This is a genomic window from Arthrobacter sp. 01T428 (assembly GCF_056398685.1).
This window is the reverse complement of the sequence record NZ_JBFTPW010000007.1, coordinates 90,074-107,359: the sequence shown is the minus strand read 5'-3', so window position 1 is coordinate 107,359 and position 17,286 is coordinate 90,074. Positions and strand designations below refer to the sequence as shown.

Genomic DNA, 17,286 nt, shown 5'->3' with positions numbered 1-17,286 from the left:
GAGTTGGGAAAGCGTCGTGCGCCGGTCCTTAGAGGACCGCTATGGCCCGGTCGGTGGGAGCCACCGGCGCGGGGAGAATGGTGCTGCCCATGAGGTACTTGTCGACGGCGGCAGCGCAGGCGCGGCCTTCGGCGATCGCCCAGACAATCAAGGACTGCCCGCGGCCGGCATCGCCTGCCACGAAAACACCCTCGGTGTTGGTCATGTAGTACCCATCTCGGGCCACGTTGCCGCGGCCGTCGAATTCTGCGCTGACCTGTTCGGTGATACCGGCAGGTTCCGCCCCCGTGAAGCCGAGCGACAGGAAGACCAGGTCGGCCGGAATGACGCGCTCCGTGCCGGCCTTCGGGAGGCGCTTGCCGTCCACGAACTCGGTCTCGGCGACCTTGACCCCGGTGAGCTTGCCGTTTTCGCCGACGAACTCAACGGTGGAAGCGAGGTAGGTGCGTTCGCCGCCTTCTTCGTGTGCGCTGGCAACCTCGAAGAGCGTGGGGAACGTCGGCCATGGCTGGTGCGTGGCGCGCTCGAGTGGCGGCTGCTTGCCGATCGCGAGGGTCGTGACAGACGCGGCGCCGTGGCGGTGTGCCGTGCCGAGGCAGTCGGCGCCGGTGTCGCCGCCGCCGAGGATGATCACGTGCTTGCCCTTGGCGTCGATCTGGCCCTCGACGGTTTCACCGGCAACCACGCGGTTGGCGGGCACCAGGTAGTCCATCGCGAAGTGGATGCCTTCGAGTTCGCGGCCGGGGATGGGAAGGTCGCGCGGAACGGTGGCACCGGTGGCGATCACCACGGAGTCGTAACGGCGGCGCAACTGCTCCCACGTCACGTCGCTTCCGACTGCCACACCCGTGCGGAAGCGGGTGCCCTCGGCCTTCATCTGCTCGACGCGGCGGTCGACCTGCTCCTTTTCCATCTTGAAGTCGGGGATGCCATAGCGCAGCAGTCCCCCGATCTTGTCGTCGCGTTCGTAGACGGCCACGGTGTGGCCGACCCGAGTCAGCTGCTGTGCGACGGCAAGCCCCGCGGGGCCGGAGCCGACGACGGCGACCGTCTTGCCGGAGAGGCGTGCCGGCGGAAGCGGCTGGACCCAGCCGTTTTCGAAGGCGTCGTCGATGATCGAAACTTCCACCTGCTTGATGGTCACGGCGGGCTGGTTGATGCCCAGGACACAGGATGCTTCGCACGGCGCGGGACACAAGCGGCCGGTGAACTCCGGGAAGTTGTTCGTCGCGTGCAGGCGCTCGATCGCTTCCTCGCCTTTGCCGCGCCAGGTCAGGTCGTTCCACTCCGGAATGAGGTTCCCGAGCGGGCAGCCCTGGTGGCAGAACGGAACGCCGCAGTCCATGCAGCGCCCTGCCTGGCTCTTGAGCACGCCCTTGTCCTGGGCTTCGTAGACTTCCTTCCAGTCCATGATGCGGACGGGAACAGGACGGCGAGGCTGCGTCTCGCGCTGCCGGACTTTCAGAAATCCGCGTGGATCAGCCACCGGTTACCTCCAGGATTCGAGACCATACTTCTTCGCCATCGGGATCAAGGCCCTCTTCAATGGCGTCGAGACGGGTTTGCAGGACTGCGGCGTAGTCGCGCGGCAGAACTTTGGTGATGCGGGCGGCTGTGTCATCGAAGTTTTCGAGCAAGCGGCCCGCCAGGACGGATTCGGTTTCTTCCAGGTGCTTGACCAGGAGGCTACGGACGATGGTGCGGTCCTCGTCGTCAAGCTCGAGCAACTGCAGCTCGCCGGAATCCAACGCCTGCTTGTTGACCCGGGCAGGCTGGAGGTCCAGCACGTAGGCTGTACCGCCGGACATGCCGGCACCGAAGTTGCGTCCGGTGCGGCCGATGATCAGCGTCTGGCCGCCGGTCATGTACTCGCAGCCGTGGTCACCGATGCCTTCGACGACGGCGGTCGCGCCCGAGTTGCGTACCAGGAACCGTTCGCCCACCTGGCCGCGCAGGAACATCTCGCCGCTCGTGGCACCGTAGCCGATCACGTTGCCGGCGATGACGTTGCGCTCCGCCTGGAAAACGTTGGTGCGGTCCGGGCGGACGATGATGCGTCCACCCGAGAGACCCTTGCCGACGTAGTCGTTGGAGTCGCCGAACATGCGCAGGGTGATGCCTGCCGGAAGGAAGGCGCCCAGCGACTGCCCGGCGGTGCCCTTCAGCGTGATGTCGATCGTGTCCGTCGCGAGCACATCGACGCCGAACGTCTTGGTTACGACGTGGCCCAGCATGGTGCCGACCGACCGGTCCGTGTTGATGACGTCGACCGCGATCTTCACCGGGGTGCGGTCGCTCAAAGCCTCGGCGGCCATACCGATGAGGCGCTGGTCGAAGTGCTTGTCGAGCTCGTGGTTCTGGCCGGTGAGGTTCCGCAGGGGAACGTCGTCGTCGAACTCGAGGCCGTGCAGGATCGGGTCGAGGTCGAGTCCGTCCGCCTTCCAGTGGTCCACCGCTTCCCGGGTGTCCAGGACTTCGGCGTGGCCGATGGCCTCTTCGAGGCTGCGGAAACCGAGTTCGGCAAGCAGCTCGCGGACTTCCTCGGCAAGGAATTCGAAGAAGTTGACCACGAATTCCGGCTTGCCGTTGAAGCGGGCGCGGAGCTCGGGGTTCTGGGTTGCCACGCCGACCGGGCAGGTGTCGAGGTGGCAGACGCGCATCATGATGCAGCCGGAAACCACCAGGGGCGCGGTCGCGAAACCGTACTCCTCGGCACCCAGCAGGGCGGCGATGACGACGTCGCGTCCCGTCTTGAGCTGGCCGTCCACCTGGACCACCACGCGGTCGCGGAGCCCGTTGAGCATGAGCGTCTGCTGGGTCTCGGCCAGGCCGAGCTCCCACGGGACACCCGCGTGCTTGAGCGAGTTGAGCGGCGAGGCGCCGGTTCCGCCGTCGTGCCCTGAGACGAGCACGACGTCGGCCTTCGCCTTGGTGACGCCGGACGCCACCGTGCCGATCCCGACTTCGGACACCAGCTTCACGTGCACGCGCGCCGAGGGGTTGGCCCGCTTGGCGTCGTAGATGAGCTGTGCGAGGTCCTCGATCGAGTAGATGTCGTGGTGCGGGGGCGGGGAGATGAGCCCGACGCCGGGGGTCGAGTGGCGGGTCCGGGCTACCCAGGGGTACACCTTCTGCGCCATCAGCTGGCCGCCTTCACCGGGCTTGGCGCCCTGGGCCATCTTGATCTGGATGTCCTCGGCGTTGGTCAGGTACAGGCTGGTCACGCCGAAACGGCCGGAGGCGATCTGCTTGATCGCGGAGCGGCGCTCCGGGTCCAGCAGGCGGTCCACGTCTTCGCCGCCTTCACCGGTGTTGGACTTGGCGCCCAGCCGGTTCATGGCGATTGCGAGGGTTTCGTGGGCTTCCTTGGAGATGGAGCCGTAGCTCATCGCCCCGGTGGAGAAGCGCTTCACGATGCTGGAAACCGGCTCGACTTCCTCAAGCGGCACGGCGGGGCGCAGGGTGTCCTTGAACTTCAAGAGCCCGCGGAGGGTCATGAGGTTCTCGGACTGGTCGTCGATTCCCTTGGTGTAGGACTTGAAGATGTCGTAGCGGCGTTCGCGCGTGGCGTGCTGGAGGCGGAAGACAGTCTCCGGGTTGAACAGGTGCGGTTCACCGTCGCGGCGCCACTGGTATTCGCCGCCGCCGAGCAACGGACGGTGCGGCAACTCGATGCCGCCTTCCGGGTAGGCCATCTGGTGGCGTGCCGAAACCTCGGCGGCGATGACGTCCAGGCCGACGCCACCCAACTGGGAGTGGGTGCCGGAGAAGAACTCGTCCACGAGGTCCTGGGACAGGCCCAAGGCTTCGAATGTTTGGGCACCGGTGTAGGAAGCCACCGTGGAAATGCCCATCTTGGACATGATCTTCAGGACACCCTTGCCGAGGCCCTTGATGAGGTTGTAGACGCCGTCTTCGGGAGTCACGCCAACCACTTCGCCGGTGCTGATGAGCTGCTCCACGGATTCCATGGCCAGGTAAGGGTTCACGGCGGAAGCGCCGAAGCCTACGAGCACCGCCACGTGGTGCGTTTCGCGGACGTCGCCGGCCTCGACCACCAGGGCGGTCTTGGTGCGGTTGGCGCTGCGCAGCAAGTGGTGGTGTACCGCGCTGACGAGCAGCAGGGACGGGATCGGGGCCCACTGCGCGTTGGAGTCGCGGTCGGACAGCACGATGTACTGCACGCCGCGGTTGATCGCGCCGGAAACCTGCTCGCAGATTTCCGTGAGGCGGCTCCGCAGTGCTGCTTCGCCGCCCTCCGGACGGTAGAGTCCGCGGACCTTCATGGCGACCTTGTCGCCGTCGGCGTTCTCGATGTTGGCGATCTTGGCGAGCTGGTCGTTGTTGATCACCGGGAACGGCAGGGAGATCTGCGGCTGGCGGACCTGCCCGACGTCGAGAAGGTTGCCGTTGGGACCGATGGCGCACTTTAGCGAGGTCACGAGCTCTTCGCGGATCGCGTCCAGGGGCGGGTTGGTGACCTGGGCGAAAGACTGCACGAAGTAGTCGAACAGCAAGCGCGGGCGCTTGGACAGCACGGCAACCGGAGTGTCGGAGCCCATGGCGCCGAGCGGTTCGGCCCCGGTCCGGGCCATCGGCCCGAGGAGGATCTTCAACTCCTCGGTGGTGTAGCCGAACGTCCGCTGGCGGATGTTCACGGACGCAGCCGTGTGCAGCACGTGCTCGCGCTCGGGTAGCTCGTTGAGGTCGATCAGGTTGTCCTTGACCCATTCAGCCCAAGGGTTGGCCGCGGCCACCTCGGCCTTGACCTCGGCGTCGTCGATGATGCGACCGGCTTCGGTGTCCACCAGGAACATCTTCCCCGGCGAAACACGGCCCTTCTTGACCACCTTGGCCGGTTCGACCTCGATCACGCCGACTTCGGAGGCGAAGACGATCAGGCCGTCTTCGGTGATCCAGTAACGGCCGGGGCGCAGGCCATTGCGGTCAAGGGTCGCACCAACGAGGTTGCCGTCGGTGAAGGACACCGCCGCCGGACCGTCCCACGGCTCCATGAGCAGGGAGTGGTACTCGTAGAAGGCGCGGCGTGCCGGATCCATCGTGGCGTGGTTTTCCCACGCCTCGGGGATCATCATCATGATCGAATGCGTGATGGGCCGCCCGGAAAGCCAGAGCAGCTCGGCAACCTCATCGAAGGACGCGGAGTCCGAGGCACCCGGCGTGCAGATGGGGTACAACTCCTCCGGGGAGTCGCCCAGCAGCGGGTTCGCGAGTTGGGACTGGCGCGCCCGCATCCAGTTCCGGTTGCCCTTGACGGTGTTGATTTCGCCGTTGTGGGCGATGGTGCGGAAGGGCTGGGCGAGCGGCCACGACGGGAACGTGTTCGTGGAGAAGCGCGAGTGCACGATGGCCAGCTTGGTCTTGAAGCGCTTGTCCGAGAGATCCGGGTAGAACGGCTCCAGCTGGGCAGTGGTCAACATGCCCTTGTACACGATGGTGCGGGAGGACAGCGACGGGAAGTAGACGCCGAACTTGTTCTGGGCACGCTTGCGGATACGCCAGGCCCGGGAGTCGAGTTCATTCCGGTCCAGCACTTCGCCCGTCGCGGAAGCAAGGAACGGCTGCGCGAAGTAAGGCATGCAGGCACGGGCCATGGCGCCGACCAGGTCCCCGACCACCGGCACTTCACGCCAGCCAAGGACCGTCAGTCCCTCATCGACTGCAAGCGCCTCGATGCCGGCCTTTGCGGTCTCTGCTTCGCGGGTTTCAGCGGGCAGGAAGGCGGTGCCCACCACGTACTGGCCGGGTGCGGGGAGCTCGAACTCAGTGACGGCCCGGAAGAATTCGTCCGGAACCTGCATGAGGAGCCCGGCGCCGTCGCCCGTGCCTTCGTCGGCGCCCACGGCGCCGCGGTGTTCGAGGTTGCGCAGGGCAGTCAGTGCCGCTTCCACGATGTCATAGCCGGGTTCACCACGCAGGGTGGCGATAATGGCCAGGCCGCAAGCGTCCTTCTCCTGCTCAGGGTTGTAGAGTCCCTGGGCTTCCGGGAGCGCAGCGAAACGCTTGAAGGGCGAGATGGCCCCCTGCGGTTCGACTGTTTCGGACCAGCTTGGGTTATGAAGATGGGTCATTGAAGACGTCCTTCCTCGAGATCGTGCGAATGGAAGGGACAACGTTGGCCCCACCTTGCCTGCCGTGTGACGGGCATAACAAAGCGCTAGTTACTTGAAATTGTAGGTCAGCGGGCAAGTCGCAACGAACAGTTACGCATGCCCCTGACCCAAGCTTGACCGCGGAGCCTCTGTGTGCTGCCGGGCGACTGCCAAGTGTGCCACGACGCTGTGGCCGGGGGCCTCTGGGCGGTAGCCCGGTTCCCCTGTGCCGTAGCGCTGGCTACTTGGTGCTGCCAGCTTCCGGCCCGGATCCGGGGGCGCTGCTGGCGGTGGTTTCGGTGGACGCGGAGCCGGAATCCGACGTGACGCCGGCGTGTGACTCCTCGGCCGTTTCCGTAGGCTCAGCAGTATGGCCCAGATCGCTTTGGTTATTCCGGAGATTACCATGCGCACCGGTATCTGAGACAGATCCGTCCGTATCATGGGCCTTCGCATCGGTCACAATTGTGCTGTCCGTCTCAGTGGCAGCAGTCGGCTCATCGGCATTTGAGTTGGCGGCGGGCTCATCTTCGTCGCTTGTCACCGCGGAGGGCTCCCTGCCGGGAAGGTACGCTGTGTCCGGTTCCGGCCTACCGCGCAGGCTCAGGGCGATGAAGATGATGAGCGCCGCGACGAAGACGAAGATGCTCGTCCATACGTTGAGCCGCGTGGTGATGCCGAAGAGGTTGATCTGTTCGGCATCGTCGATCCGCAACGCTTCGATCCAGACGCGGCCAAGCGTGTAGTAGATGGCATACAGCCAGAAGAGCCTGCCGCGGCGGAAATGGAAGCGGCGGTCCAGGACGAGGAGGACCACGACGCCGACGATGTTCCAGAGGGATTCGTAAAGGAACGTCGGGTGGAAGAGCGTGTCGCTGGGCATTCCGGCCGGGAAATTGGGGCTGTTGGGATCTATTTGGAGGCCCCACGGCAAGGTGGTGGGTCCGCCGAAGAGTTCCTGGTTGAACCAGTTTCCCCATCGTCCGATCGCTTGCGCCAGCAGCAGCCCGGGGGCTGCGGCATCCAGGAAGGCCGTGAGCTTGACGCCGGACCGGCGGCAACCGAGCCAGGCACCGACAACGCCGAGAACCACGGCACCCCAGATACCCAGGCCGCCTCGCCAGATCTGCGGGATCAGGGAGAGGTCACCCGTGCCGTTGAAGCCGGGGCCGAAGTAGGCGTCCGGTGAGGAGATGACGTGGTAGAGCCGGCCGCCCACGATGCCGAAGGGGATGGCCCAGATGGCGATGTCCCACAGGCTGCCTTCCGGGGTGCCGCGGCGCTTCCAGCGCACGGCGGTGAGCCACAGGCCCAGGATGATGCCCAGAAGAATGCACAGGGCGTACGCATGGATGCGCAGAGTCCCCCACGGCAGCGGAATATCAAATCCGGACCATGAGGGGCTCGGAATGCTCATGGGAGCCATTGCCGCGACGTGGAGGAGACTCTGCATTGTCTACGCTTTTCCTTTTTCTAGGCCTGCGCTGTTGCGCGGCCGAGGCCGGCGCTGAGGTTCTTGGTGAGTTGCGCGACGGCGTCAACGCCGCCATCGCGGATTGCCGCAACCAGCGCGGTACCGACGATCACGCCGTCGGCGTAAGCGGCGATCTCGCGGACATGGTCCGCGGTGGAGACACCGAGTCCGACGCAAACCCGTTCGGCGCCGGCAGCATGCGTATCGGCCACAACCTTCTCCGCGGCGCTGCTGACTGACTGCCGGGCTCCGGTGACACCCATGATGGAGACGGCGTAGACGAAGCCGCGGCTTGCCTCCACCGTCATGGCCAGGCGTTCCGGCGTGGACGACGGGGCCACGAGGAAGACCCGGTCGAGTCCATACTTGTCCGAAGCTTCAAACCACTCGGCTGCCTCGTCCGGAATAAGGTCCGGCGTGATGAGCCCGGCTCCCCCGGCCTCGGCCAGCCTGCGCGAGAACTCGTCGACGCCCATGCGCATGACCGGGTTCCAGTAGGTCATGACCAACACGGCGGCGTCGGTGGCCGCAGTGATGCCCGCTACGACGTCGAAGACGCTGGCAACACGGAACCCGTTGGCGATTGCCTCCGTGGTGGCAGCCTGGATGACAGCGCCGTCCATGACGGGGTCCGAATACGGGATGCCGATTTCAATGAGGTCCGCGCCGTTACGCGCCATGGCGATGCCGGCGTCGATGCTTGACTGAACGTCCGGGTAGCCTGCCGGGAGGTATCCGATCAACGCGGCCCGGCCCTGGGCCTTCGCACGGTCGATCGCGGCCGCGGACTTGCTGGTCATCTGCTCAGTCATCAGTTCTGGCCCTCGCTTGCTTCGTCAGTGCTGATCTCAAGGTTGCTGCGTTCGGACGGGCCCTTGGGCTTGCGCGTGGAGAGGGTGGTGCCCTTGACGTTGCCGTTTTCATCCAACATGTCGAACCATTCGGCCGCCGTTTCCACGTCCTTGTCGCCACGCCCGGACAGGTTCACGATGATGATCGTGTCGGCCGGGTTCTCCTTGCCTTCGGTCAGCTGCTTGCCCACCTTGATGGCGCCGGCCAGGGCGTGCGAGGACTCGATGGCGGGGATGATGCCTTCAGTCCGGCAGAGCAGGCGGAACGCGTCCATGGCCTCGGTGTCCGTGATGGGCTCGTACGTGACGCGGCCAATGTCTGCGAGGTAGGAGTGTTCCGGGCCGACGCTCGGGTAGTCCAGGCCTGCCGAAATCGAGTGGGACTCGATGGTCTGGCCGTCTTCGTCCTGCATGAGGTAGGAGCGGGCACCATGCAGCACGCCGGGCCGTCCGAGGGTGATCGCGGCCGCGTGGCGTCCGGTTTCGACACCGTCGCCGCCGGCTTCAAAGCCGTAGATCTTCACGGAGGCGTCATCCAGGAAGCTGTGGAAGATGCCGATGGCATTGGAACCGCCGCCGATGCAGGCACAGACGGCGTCCGGAAGTTTTCCGGTCTGCTCCAGGATCTGGGCACGGGCTTCCTCGCCGATGACCTCGTGGAAGAAGCGCACCATCGCCGGGAACGGGTGTGCCCCGGCGGCGGTGCCCAGCAGGTAGTGGGTGTTGTCCACGTTGGCAACCCAGTCGCGGAGGGCGTCGTTGATGGCGTCCTTGAGCGTCTGTGATCCGTTCGTCACGGGAACCACGGTAGCGCCGAGGAGCTGCATGCGGGCCACGTTGAGTGCCTGGCGGCGGCAGTCCTCCGCGCCCATGTAGACGACGCATTCCAGGCCGAGGAGGGCCGCGGCGGTGGCGCTGGCAACTCCGTGCTGGCCGGCGCCGGTCTCAGCGATGACGCGGGTCTTGCCCATGCGCTTCGCGAGCAAAGCCTGGCCGAGGACGTTGTTGATCTTGTGGGATCCGGTGTGGTTCAGGTCTTCGCGCTTGAGGAAGATGCGGGCCCCGCCGGCGTGCTGGGAGAAACGCTTGGCTTCCGTGAGCAGCGACGGACGGCCCGAGTAGTTCTTGTTGAGGTCCTTCAGCTGGGCAAGGAACTCCGGATCGGCTTTGGCCTTCTCGAACGTGTCCTCGACCTCGTCCAGGGCGGCGATGAGGGACTCGGGCATCCAGCGTCCACCGTACGAGCCGAAGTACGGCCCGGCGGCGTTGCGGAGCGAGGCTCCACCTTGTAGGAATGCGTCTGCCACGTTCTCTTGCGAGTTGGCTGTTGATGCGTCCACCATCAGTCTCACCGTCCTGTTCAGTTGGTAGTTGGGTATTTCCAGGAGCCACAGGACAGCTACCAGCCGCGTCTGCTGCTGTCCGGGTCCACGCCGCGAATCAGCCCTGTCTCAGGTCCTGACGGCGATGGCGGCAGCTCCGGCCGCCTTGAATTCGCTGATCCGCTGGCGCGGGGTGGAGTCGCTGACAAGGGCTTCGCCCACAAGGATTGCGTCGGCACCGTTCCCCGCATAATGCGCGACGTCGTCGGCGTTTCGCACGCCGGACTCGGCCACGACCACCGCTCCCGCCGGAATGCTTCCGGCGAGCGAGGCAAACAGGGAGCGGTCGACGTCGAGCGTCTTGAGGTTGCGGACGTTCACGCCGATGATCCGGGCCTGGGCCGCGGCCGCACGCTCGATTTCCTCGGGCGTGTGGGTTTCCACCAGGACGTTCATGCCGAGCTCGTGGCTCAACGCGCTGAATTCCCGCAGCTGTGCGTCCGATAGCGCCGCGACGATCAGCAGGATGAGGTCCGCGCCATGGGCGCGGGCTTCCCAGATCTGGTACTCGTCAACCGTGAAGTCCTTGCGCAGCAACGGAATGTCGACGGCGGCACGCACCGCGTCGAGGTCCGCCAGGGACCCGTTGAAGCGCCTCTGCTCGGTGAGGACGCTGATCACGGAGGCACCGCCGTCGGCGTACTGCACCGCAAGGGCCGCGGGGTCGACGATGCTCGCCAGATCGCCCTTGGAGGGGCTGCGGCGCTTGATTTCCGCGATGACCTTCAGTTCGTCGCGGCTGGCCGCCGGACCGCCCAAGGCAGCCCACGCGTCCAGCGCAGGCGCGGTGGCCGCGGCGCGCTCTTTCAGCTCGTCGAGGGAAACAAGACGGCGGCGGGCCTCCATGTCCTCCCTGACACCGACGATGATGTCATCAAGAACGGTCACAGTCAGTGGCCGGCGTTCTTCAGCTTGCTGCCGTCGACGCCGTAGCCGGCCTTGCGCATGGCCCAGCCGGCAATCAGGCCGGCCACCATCACGACGATGCCGGCGATGAAGATGGGGGTGCTGGCGATGACAAAGGCGATGGAGGACACCAAGGCCCCTACCAGCATGACAATCACGCAGGTCCACGCGGCCGGGCTGTTGCCGTGGCCGATGGCGTCGCTGTGGCTCGCAGCGGTCACAGGGGCCTTGCTCGCGGACACTGTGGTTTTGCTCATGTGAAAATCTCCTCAGGATGAATACTGCTTACATTCTGCCATTTATTGACCGCACCCGGGACATCGTCCGACGTCCGGACAGTCGGGTCTTACGTAGGGTCTTCTCCGCGCGAGAGGCTGTCCCAGCTATCGATCTCGTCGACCGGCCCGGAACCCGCGAGGGCCGCCCTGCTGGCGACGTCGTACTTGGTGCGCGCCTTCCAGTGCCGGCCCGCGAGCGGCAGCAGGCCGCCGCACAAAGCGAGCAGGCCCGCAGCCACGACCGCGAGCACGGGGAACACAGTGGACGACGCAGCTGCCTGCCCACCCGAAATCCCGGTGGTCGCCGCAATGGTTCCCTGCGCCGCGCCGAGGGGATCCGCCAGGACGGTCACCGCGGCAATGAGGATCCCTGCCGAGGCAAGCACGATGATCGTTGCAATGATCCAGCGTGAAACCTTGCCCGCGATGGACGATGCCAGTCCCCCGGCAAGTGCCACGAGCGCGAGTGCGGTCACCGCAGTTGCCGCTTTGCTCCCCTGGACGTGGAGATCGGCATTCGCCGCGGCAGCGGGATCGAGCCGGACGTTGATCCAGGTCTGTGTGGTGGTCCCGAAGACCGCGAGGGCAAGAATTGCCATGCCGAGCACGACATTGCCTTTCCGTGCCCACACGGGAGGCTTGGTGGTGGCCGGCTGAGGGCGGGCAGCGCTCACAGGCCGGGGTTCCCGTCGACGACCGTCTCCACGGAAACTGCGTCCGGGGAAATGTTGTGGAGCGATCCCGCGGTGTGCACGGCACGCAAGGGGGCCGCCGCCTTGTTGACAGTCTCGAGCGCTTCGGAAGGCTTGTGGGAATCGGCCACGATCCCGCCGCCCGCCTGGACGTAGGCCCGGCCCTCACGCAACAATGCTGAACGGATGGCGATCGCCATGTCCATATCGCCTGCGAAGTCCAGGTAACCCACCACGCCGCCGTAGATGCCGCGCCGGTGAGGTTCGAGTTCGTCCAGGAGACGCAAGGCGCGCGGCTTGGGGGCACCGGAGAGCGTACCGGCCGGGAAGGTAGCCTTCAGCACGTCGTATGCCTTCGCCCCGGGCGCCAACTCTCCGACCACCGTGGACACGAGGTGCATGATGTGACTGAAGCGTTCCACCTCCATGAACTGCGTAACGTCCACGGTTCCTGCAACGCAAACCTTGGACAGGTCGTTCCGGGACAAGTCCACGAGCATGAGGTGTTCGGCGCGCTCCTTCTGGTCCGCGAGCAACTCGGTGGCCAGCGCCTTGTCGGCCTCGACGGTCTTGCCTCGGGGCCGCGAACCGGCAATGGGGTGGGTGATGACCTCATTGCCCGTGACGGTCACCAAGGCCTCGGGAGAGGAACCGACAATCGTGTATTCGCGGCCGTCCGGATCTTCGAGGCTGAAGAGGTACATGTACGGGCTCGGGTTGGTGTTGCGCAGCACGCGGTAGACATCCAGCGGATCCGCGGCACACTCCATTTCGAAGCGTCGCGAAATGACCACTTGGAAGACCTCGCCGTCTACGATGGCTTCCTTGCCGCGGTCGATCGCGTTGAGGTATTCCTGCTCGTTCCAACGTTCCTGGACGCTCGACGCGAAGTCGAGGGCTTCGGACTGCAACACCGATACGGGCTGCTTCACGGGGGTGCTGATCTGGTCCAGGAGGCGCTTCACGCGGGCGACGGCGTCGTGCCAGGCTTCGTCGACGCGTTCGGAGCTGTTGTCGAAATTGATCGCGTTGGCAATCAGCAGGACGGTGCCGTCCATGTTGTCGTGGACAGCCATGTCGGTGACAAGGTTCAGGGCCAGTTCCGGCAGGTGGAGGTCATCTTCCGGGGGGCTGGTCAGTTTCTCCCAGTGCCGGACGGTTTCCCACCCGAGGAAGCCGACCAGGCCGGAGGTGAAGGGCGGAAGGTCCGGGAAACGGTCCGTCTGCAGGGCTGCAATGGTGTCACGGACGGCGTCGACCGGGCTGCCGTCTACCGGCACGCCGACGGGAGGCTCGCCGATCCAGTGGGCCTGGCCGTCCTTGCTGGTCAGTGTTGCACGCGAACGGGAGCCAATGAAGGAATAGCGTGACCATGCTCCGCCGACGGCTGCCGACTCCAGGAGGAAGGTGCCGGGCTGGCCCTGGGCCAGCTTGCGGTAGAGCCCGATGGGCGTCTCGGCGTCGGCCAATACCCTGAGCCGGACCGGGATGACCCGGCTGTGTGCGGCGAGTTCGCGGAACTCCTCCAGGCCCGGGCTGATGATTCCAAGGTCCTGCATGGTTTGTGTTCTCCGCCTTCTTGTGTGCTTGCCTCAGTGGATGGTGTGTGGTGGGCTAGTCCCGCTCGCCTGTCACGGCTGCGAGGCTGCGGTCATCGAAGCAGGTGCGTGTACCGGTGTGGCAGGCCGCACCCACTTGGTCGACGCGGACCAGGAGGGCATCGCCGTCGCAATCCAGGGCCACCGATTTCACGAACTGGACGTTCCCGGAGGTGTCTCCCTTGCGCCAGTATTCCTGGCGGGAGCGGGAGTAGAAGGTCACGCGTCCCGTAGTCAGGGTCCGGTGCAAAGCTTCGTCGTCCATCCAGCCGAGCATCAGCACTTCGTCGGTATCGAATTGCTGGATGATCGCTGCCACGAGACCGGCGGAATCGCGCTTCAGCGCGGTGGCCAGCTCGTGCGGGAGCGGGCTGACGGGCGCGACGGCGGGCTCCGCGGCGAAAGCGGCGGCGGGCGTGGCTGGGGGTGTTGACTGCTCAGACATCAGATCAAGTCTAGTGCCTCAAATGGAGCCGAAATTCAGCGGCGGTTCCACTGCGCAACAGAGCGCGTCTCGTGCTAGTTTCACAAGTGATGCATTTCGTCGATCCCTCCCGCGAAGTACTGGCCGAAACACTCCTGGCGGCCGGACCTGACTCCCCCACGCTCTGCGAAGGGTGGCTGACAAAGGACCTCGCGGCGCACTTGTACTTGCGGGAGCGCAAAGCGGCCGTCGGTATCGGCTTGCTCATCAAGAGCCTCGCCAGGGCCTCCGATAAAGCCACGGCCAAACTGGCCTCGAAGCTCAAAACGCCGGAAGATTACGCCGAGCTGGTGAATACCTTCCGCTCGGGGCCACCGGCGTTGTCTCCCCTGAAGATCAAGGCCCTCGACGAGTCCTCGAACCTCATTGAGTATTTCGTGCACACGGAAGACATCCGCCGGGCCGGAGACCGCTGGGCCCCCCGTGCCTTGGACGAGGAATACTCGGACGCCCTGTGGGATGAACTGATCAAGCGTGCCGCCATTCTCTACCGCGGCGTGGACCTCGGAATCGTGTTGGTCCGCCCTACCGGTCCGCGCCATGTTGCCAAGCGGGCACCCGTATCCGTCGCCATCGTGGGCGAGCCCGGTGAACTCCTGATGCACGCCCACGGCCGCACGCATCACGCGCTCGTCACCTTCGAAGGCCAGCCCGACGCCGTCGCCCTCCTCCAGTCAGCCGAAGTCGGCCTCTAACCTGCTCTTTAACCCCAACTAGCTCGCAGTTGTTGTCGCTATGAGGGCTCAAAACGACAACAACTGCGAGCTAGTTGGGCGGGACCCGCTAGCGGACCAGGAAGCCTGCTTCGCGGATCGCTGCCTTGACCTGGGCGATCATGTCATCCGGACCGAAGTGGAACACCGAAGCCGCTAACACGGCATCGGCACCTGCCTCCACCGCGGGCGGGAAATGCGCCGGCTTTCCAGCGCCACCGGAAGCGATGATCGGGATGTGGACTGCCGCACGGACCAGGCGGATGAGTTCGAGGTCGAAACCGTCCTTGGTGCCGTCGGCGTCGATGGAATTCAGGAGGATCTCCCCCACACCGCGGTCCGCGGCTTCCTTGGCCCACGCAATGGCGTCGATTCCGGTGCCCTGGCGTCCGCCGTGGGTGGTCACCTCAAAGCCGGAGGCCGTGGGCTCGGAGCCGGGCCTCGTGCGCCGCGCGTCCACTGACAGGACCAGCACCTGTGAGCCGAAGTGGCGTGTGATCTCGTCGATGACATCAGGGCGTGCGACGGCGGCCGTGTTGATGGAGGCCTTGTCCGCGCCGAAACGCAGGAGCTTGTCCACTTCGGCCACGCCACGGACACCACCGCCGACCGTCAGCGGGATGAAGACTTCCTCGGCAGTGCGCCGAACGACGTCGAACGTAGTTTCCCGGTTGCCGGAAGACGCCGTGACATCAAGGAATGTGAGCTCGTCCGCCCCGGCGTTGTCATAGCGGTGCGCCAGCTCGACGGGATCTCCGGCGTCGCGAAGACCCTCGAAGTTGATGCCCTTCACCACCCGGCCGGCGTCGACATCTAGGCACGGGATGACCCGTACTGCTACAGCCATTGCTACTCCTGGATTGTCTCGTGTCAGATGCGGCAGGCGTGGATGCTGCTGACCAGGATCGCGCGGGCGCCAAGGTCGTACAGCTCGTCCATGATCCGGTTGGTTTCCTTCTTCGGAACCATGGAGCGAACGGCAACCCAGTCCGAGTCGCGCAGCGGCGACACCGTGGGCGATTCGAGGCCCGGGGTGAGGGTTGCGGCTTCTTCCACGAGGTCCTTGCGGATGTCGTAGTCCATGAGGACGTACTGGCGGGCCACGAGCACGCCCTGCAGGCGCCGGATCAGGACCTCGATTTCCTTCACGGTGCCGTTTGCGGCACCACCTTCGCCGGTGCGACGGATCAGGACGGCTTCGGACTTGAGGATGGGCTCGCCGAAGATCTCCATTCCGGCTGCTTTGAGCGTGTTTCCGGTCTCGACGACGTCGGCGATCGCGTCTGCGACGCCGAGGCGCACGGAAGACTCCACGGCGCCGTCGAGGCGGACCACCTTGGCTTTGACGCCCCGCTCGGCGAGGTAATCGCGCAGGAGGCCGTCGTAGCTCGTGGCGAGGCGCTTGCCTTCAAGCTGCTCGACGGCGGAGAAGTCGCCGACGGGGCCGGCGAAGCGGAAGGTGGACGCGGCAAAGCCAAGGGGAAGCAGCTCTTCCGCTTCGACCTGCGCGTCCAGCAGGAGGTCTCGACCCGTGATGCCGACGTCGAGCGTTCCTTGGCCGACATACACGGCGATGTCGCGGGGGCGGAGGAAGAAGAACTCAATGTCGTTGTCGGGATCGACCATGACCAGTTCGCGGGTATCGCGGCGCTGGCGGTATCCCGCCTCGGACAGCATCGCGGAGGCGGCTTCGGACAGGGATCCCTTGTTGGGGACGGCTACTCGCAGCATGTTGGGACTTTCTTGGGGGTGGAAGGTAAGTGTTTCAGGCATGGTGCCCACAGCACTGTTCTCAGATGAGACTTTTCTCAGAGGGAACATGCAGTGAGCGCGGGGGCCACGCTGGGGCTCCGGTGGGACCTTGCCAGGTCCTGACGAAGCGGACGTGGCTAGAGATGCTTGTAAACGTCTTCCAGGCTCAGTCCCTTGGCGAGCATCAGGACCTGCAGGTGGTAGAGCAACTGGGAGATTTCCTCGGCCGCGGCTTCATCGGACTCATACTCCGCAGCCATCCAGACTTCGGCGGCTTCCTCCACGACCTTCTTGCCGATGCCGTGGATTCCGGAGTCCAATTCGGCGACGGTGCGGGAGCCTGCCGGACGGGTCGCTGCCTTTTCGCTCAGTTCTGCGAACAGCGTCTCGAAATTCTTCACGCCCTACAGCCTACTTGCTCGGGGGCGGTGCCCGCCTGTCGGGTCATTGCATGACGGAAGGGATGTGAGCGAACGCACAAGGTGCGCGGTTATGCCCACATCCCTTTCGTCGATTTGCTAGGTGTACTGCTTGAGGGTCAGTGCCGTGGAGAGCGCAGCGGTCACGGCCTCGTGCCCCTTGTCCTCGGACGAGCCTTCCAGTCCGGCCCGGTCCAGGCCCTGCTGTTCGGTGTCGCACGTGAGCACGCCGAAGCCGACCGGCACCCCGGTGCGGACGCTGACTTCAGTGAGTCCCGCCGTCGCCGCCTGGCACACGTACTCAAAGTGCGGCGTCCCGCCGCGGATGACGACGCCGAGGGCGACGACCGCGTCGAAATGCGGCGCGAGCCGTGCAGCCGCGACGGGAAGCTCAAAGGATCCCGGGACGCGCAGCACAGTGGGCTCGGCAATGCCGGCTTCCTTCGCGGCACGCAGTGCTCCGTCGAGGAGCCCGTCCATGATCTGGGTATGCCAACTGGCCGCCACGATGGCGAGCTTCAGCTGGTGGGTTTCCGCCGGGTTGAGGGTGGTGAGGTCGATGGTGGGGCCGCCGTGTCCGCTCATGGGTGTGTGTTAGTCCGTTCAGTCAGGCTTGTAGGTGAA

Annotated in this window: 15 protein-coding genes; 1 reads left to right on the top strand and 14 read right to left on the bottom strand. The window is 65.4% G+C overall.

Going from position 1 to position 17,286, the window contains the following annotated elements:
• Window positions 1–28 precede the first annotated feature (28 nt).
• From AC1DJB_RS10330 to hisI, 10 genes are all read right to left on the bottom strand, one after another.
• Window positions 29–1,486, bottom strand: a complete 1,458-nt coding sequence (locus tag AC1DJB_RS10330; RefSeq protein WP_284990672.1) for a glutamate synthase subunit beta — start codon at window positions 1,484–1,486, stop codon at window positions 29–31.
• Complete coding sequence (gene gltB / locus AC1DJB_RS10325; RefSeq protein WP_441437373.1) at window positions 1,479–6,092, bottom strand: glutamate synthase large subunit; 4,614 nt, start codon at window positions 6,090–6,092, stop codon at window positions 1,479–1,481. The genes AC1DJB_RS10330 and gltB overlap by 8 nt, the downstream gene beginning before the upstream one ends.
• A 262-nt stretch (window positions 6,093–6,354) precedes the next feature.
• The gene (gene lgt, locus AC1DJB_RS10320; protein ID WP_441437374.1) at window positions 6,355–7,566 is read right to left on the bottom strand and encodes a prolipoprotein diacylglyceryl transferase; all 1,212 of its coding nucleotides are present in this window, start codon (window positions 7,564–7,566) and stop codon (window positions 6,355–6,357) included.
• Window positions 7,567–7,586: 20 nt separating this feature from the next.
• Window positions 7,587–8,399 (bottom strand): tryptophan synthase subunit alpha, encoded by an 813-nt coding sequence (trpA, locus tag AC1DJB_RS10315; protein ID WP_236817209.1) that lies wholly within the window; start codon window positions 8,397–8,399, stop codon window positions 7,587–7,589.
• Window positions 8,399–9,781, bottom strand: coding sequence for a tryptophan synthase subunit beta (gene trpB / locus AC1DJB_RS10310; RefSeq protein WP_441437375.1), 1,383 nt, complete (start codon window positions 9,779–9,781; stop codon window positions 8,399–8,401). Before trpB ends, trpA begins: the two co-directional genes overlap by 1 nt.
• A gap of 108 nt (window positions 9,782–9,889) precedes the next feature.
• Entirely contained in the window at window positions 9,890–10,708 is an 819-nt protein-coding gene (gene trpC, locus AC1DJB_RS10305) for an indole-3-glycerol phosphate synthase TrpC (protein WP_441437376.1), read from the bottom strand.
• A gap of 2 nt (window positions 10,709–10,710) precedes the next feature.
• A complete protein-coding gene (locus tag AC1DJB_RS10300; protein WP_236817197.1) occupies window positions 10,711–10,983 on the bottom strand; it encodes an HGxxPAAW family protein in 273 nt (90 codons plus the stop codon).
• An 89-nt stretch (window positions 10,984–11,072) separates the two neighbouring features.
• Window positions 11,073–11,678, bottom strand: coding sequence for a Trp biosynthesis-associated membrane protein (locus AC1DJB_RS10295; RefSeq protein WP_284990679.1), 606 nt, complete (start codon window positions 11,676–11,678; stop codon window positions 11,073–11,075).
• Complete coding sequence (locus tag AC1DJB_RS10290) at window positions 11,675–13,255, bottom strand: anthranilate synthase component I (protein WP_306962447.1); 1,581 nt, start codon at window positions 13,253–13,255, stop codon at window positions 11,675–11,677. Before AC1DJB_RS10290 ends, AC1DJB_RS10295 begins: the two co-directional genes overlap by 4 nt.
• Window positions 13,256–13,310: 55 nt before the next feature.
• Window positions 13,311–13,739: a phosphoribosyl-AMP cyclohydrolase gene (gene hisI, locus AC1DJB_RS10285; RefSeq protein ID WP_332603101.1), complete on the bottom strand. Its 429-nt coding sequence runs from the start codon at window positions 13,737–13,739 to the stop codon at window positions 13,311–13,313.
• Window positions 13,740–13,828: 89 nt separating this feature from the next.
• Between hisI and AC1DJB_RS10280 the strand changes: the two genes are divergently transcribed.
• Entirely contained in the window at window positions 13,829–14,473 is a 645-nt protein-coding gene (locus AC1DJB_RS10280) for a TIGR03085 family metal-binding protein (RefSeq protein WP_284990683.1), read from the top strand.
• 88 nt (window positions 14,474–14,561) lie between these two features.
• Here AC1DJB_RS10280 and hisF read toward each other — a convergent pair whose 3' ends face one another.
• The 4 genes from hisF to ribH all read right to left on the bottom strand — a co-directional run bounded on the left by hisF (window position 14,562) and on the right by ribH (window position 17,247).
• A complete protein-coding gene (gene hisF, locus AC1DJB_RS10275; protein ID WP_078105458.1) occupies window positions 14,562–15,338 on the bottom strand; it encodes an imidazole glycerol phosphate synthase subunit HisF in 777 nt (258 codons plus the stop codon).
• Window positions 15,339–15,361: 23 nt separating this feature from the next.
• On the bottom strand, window positions 15,362–16,222 hold the full coding sequence (gene hisG / locus AC1DJB_RS10270; RefSeq protein WP_284990752.1) for an ATP phosphoribosyltransferase: 861 nt from the start codon (window positions 16,220–16,222) through the stop codon (window positions 15,362–15,364).
• A 158-nt stretch (window positions 16,223–16,380) separates the two neighbouring features.
• Window positions 16,381–16,644 (bottom strand): phosphoribosyl-ATP diphosphatase, encoded by a 264-nt coding sequence (locus tag AC1DJB_RS10265; RefSeq protein WP_018778638.1) that lies wholly within the window; start codon window positions 16,642–16,644, stop codon window positions 16,381–16,383.
• A gap of 117 nt (window positions 16,645–16,761) precedes the next feature.
• Window positions 16,762–17,247, bottom strand: a complete 486-nt coding sequence (ribH, locus tag AC1DJB_RS10260; RefSeq protein ID WP_441437377.1) for a 6,7-dimethyl-8-ribityllumazine synthase — start codon at window positions 17,245–17,247, stop codon at window positions 16,762–16,764.
• Window positions 17,248–17,286 lie beyond the last annotated feature (39 nt).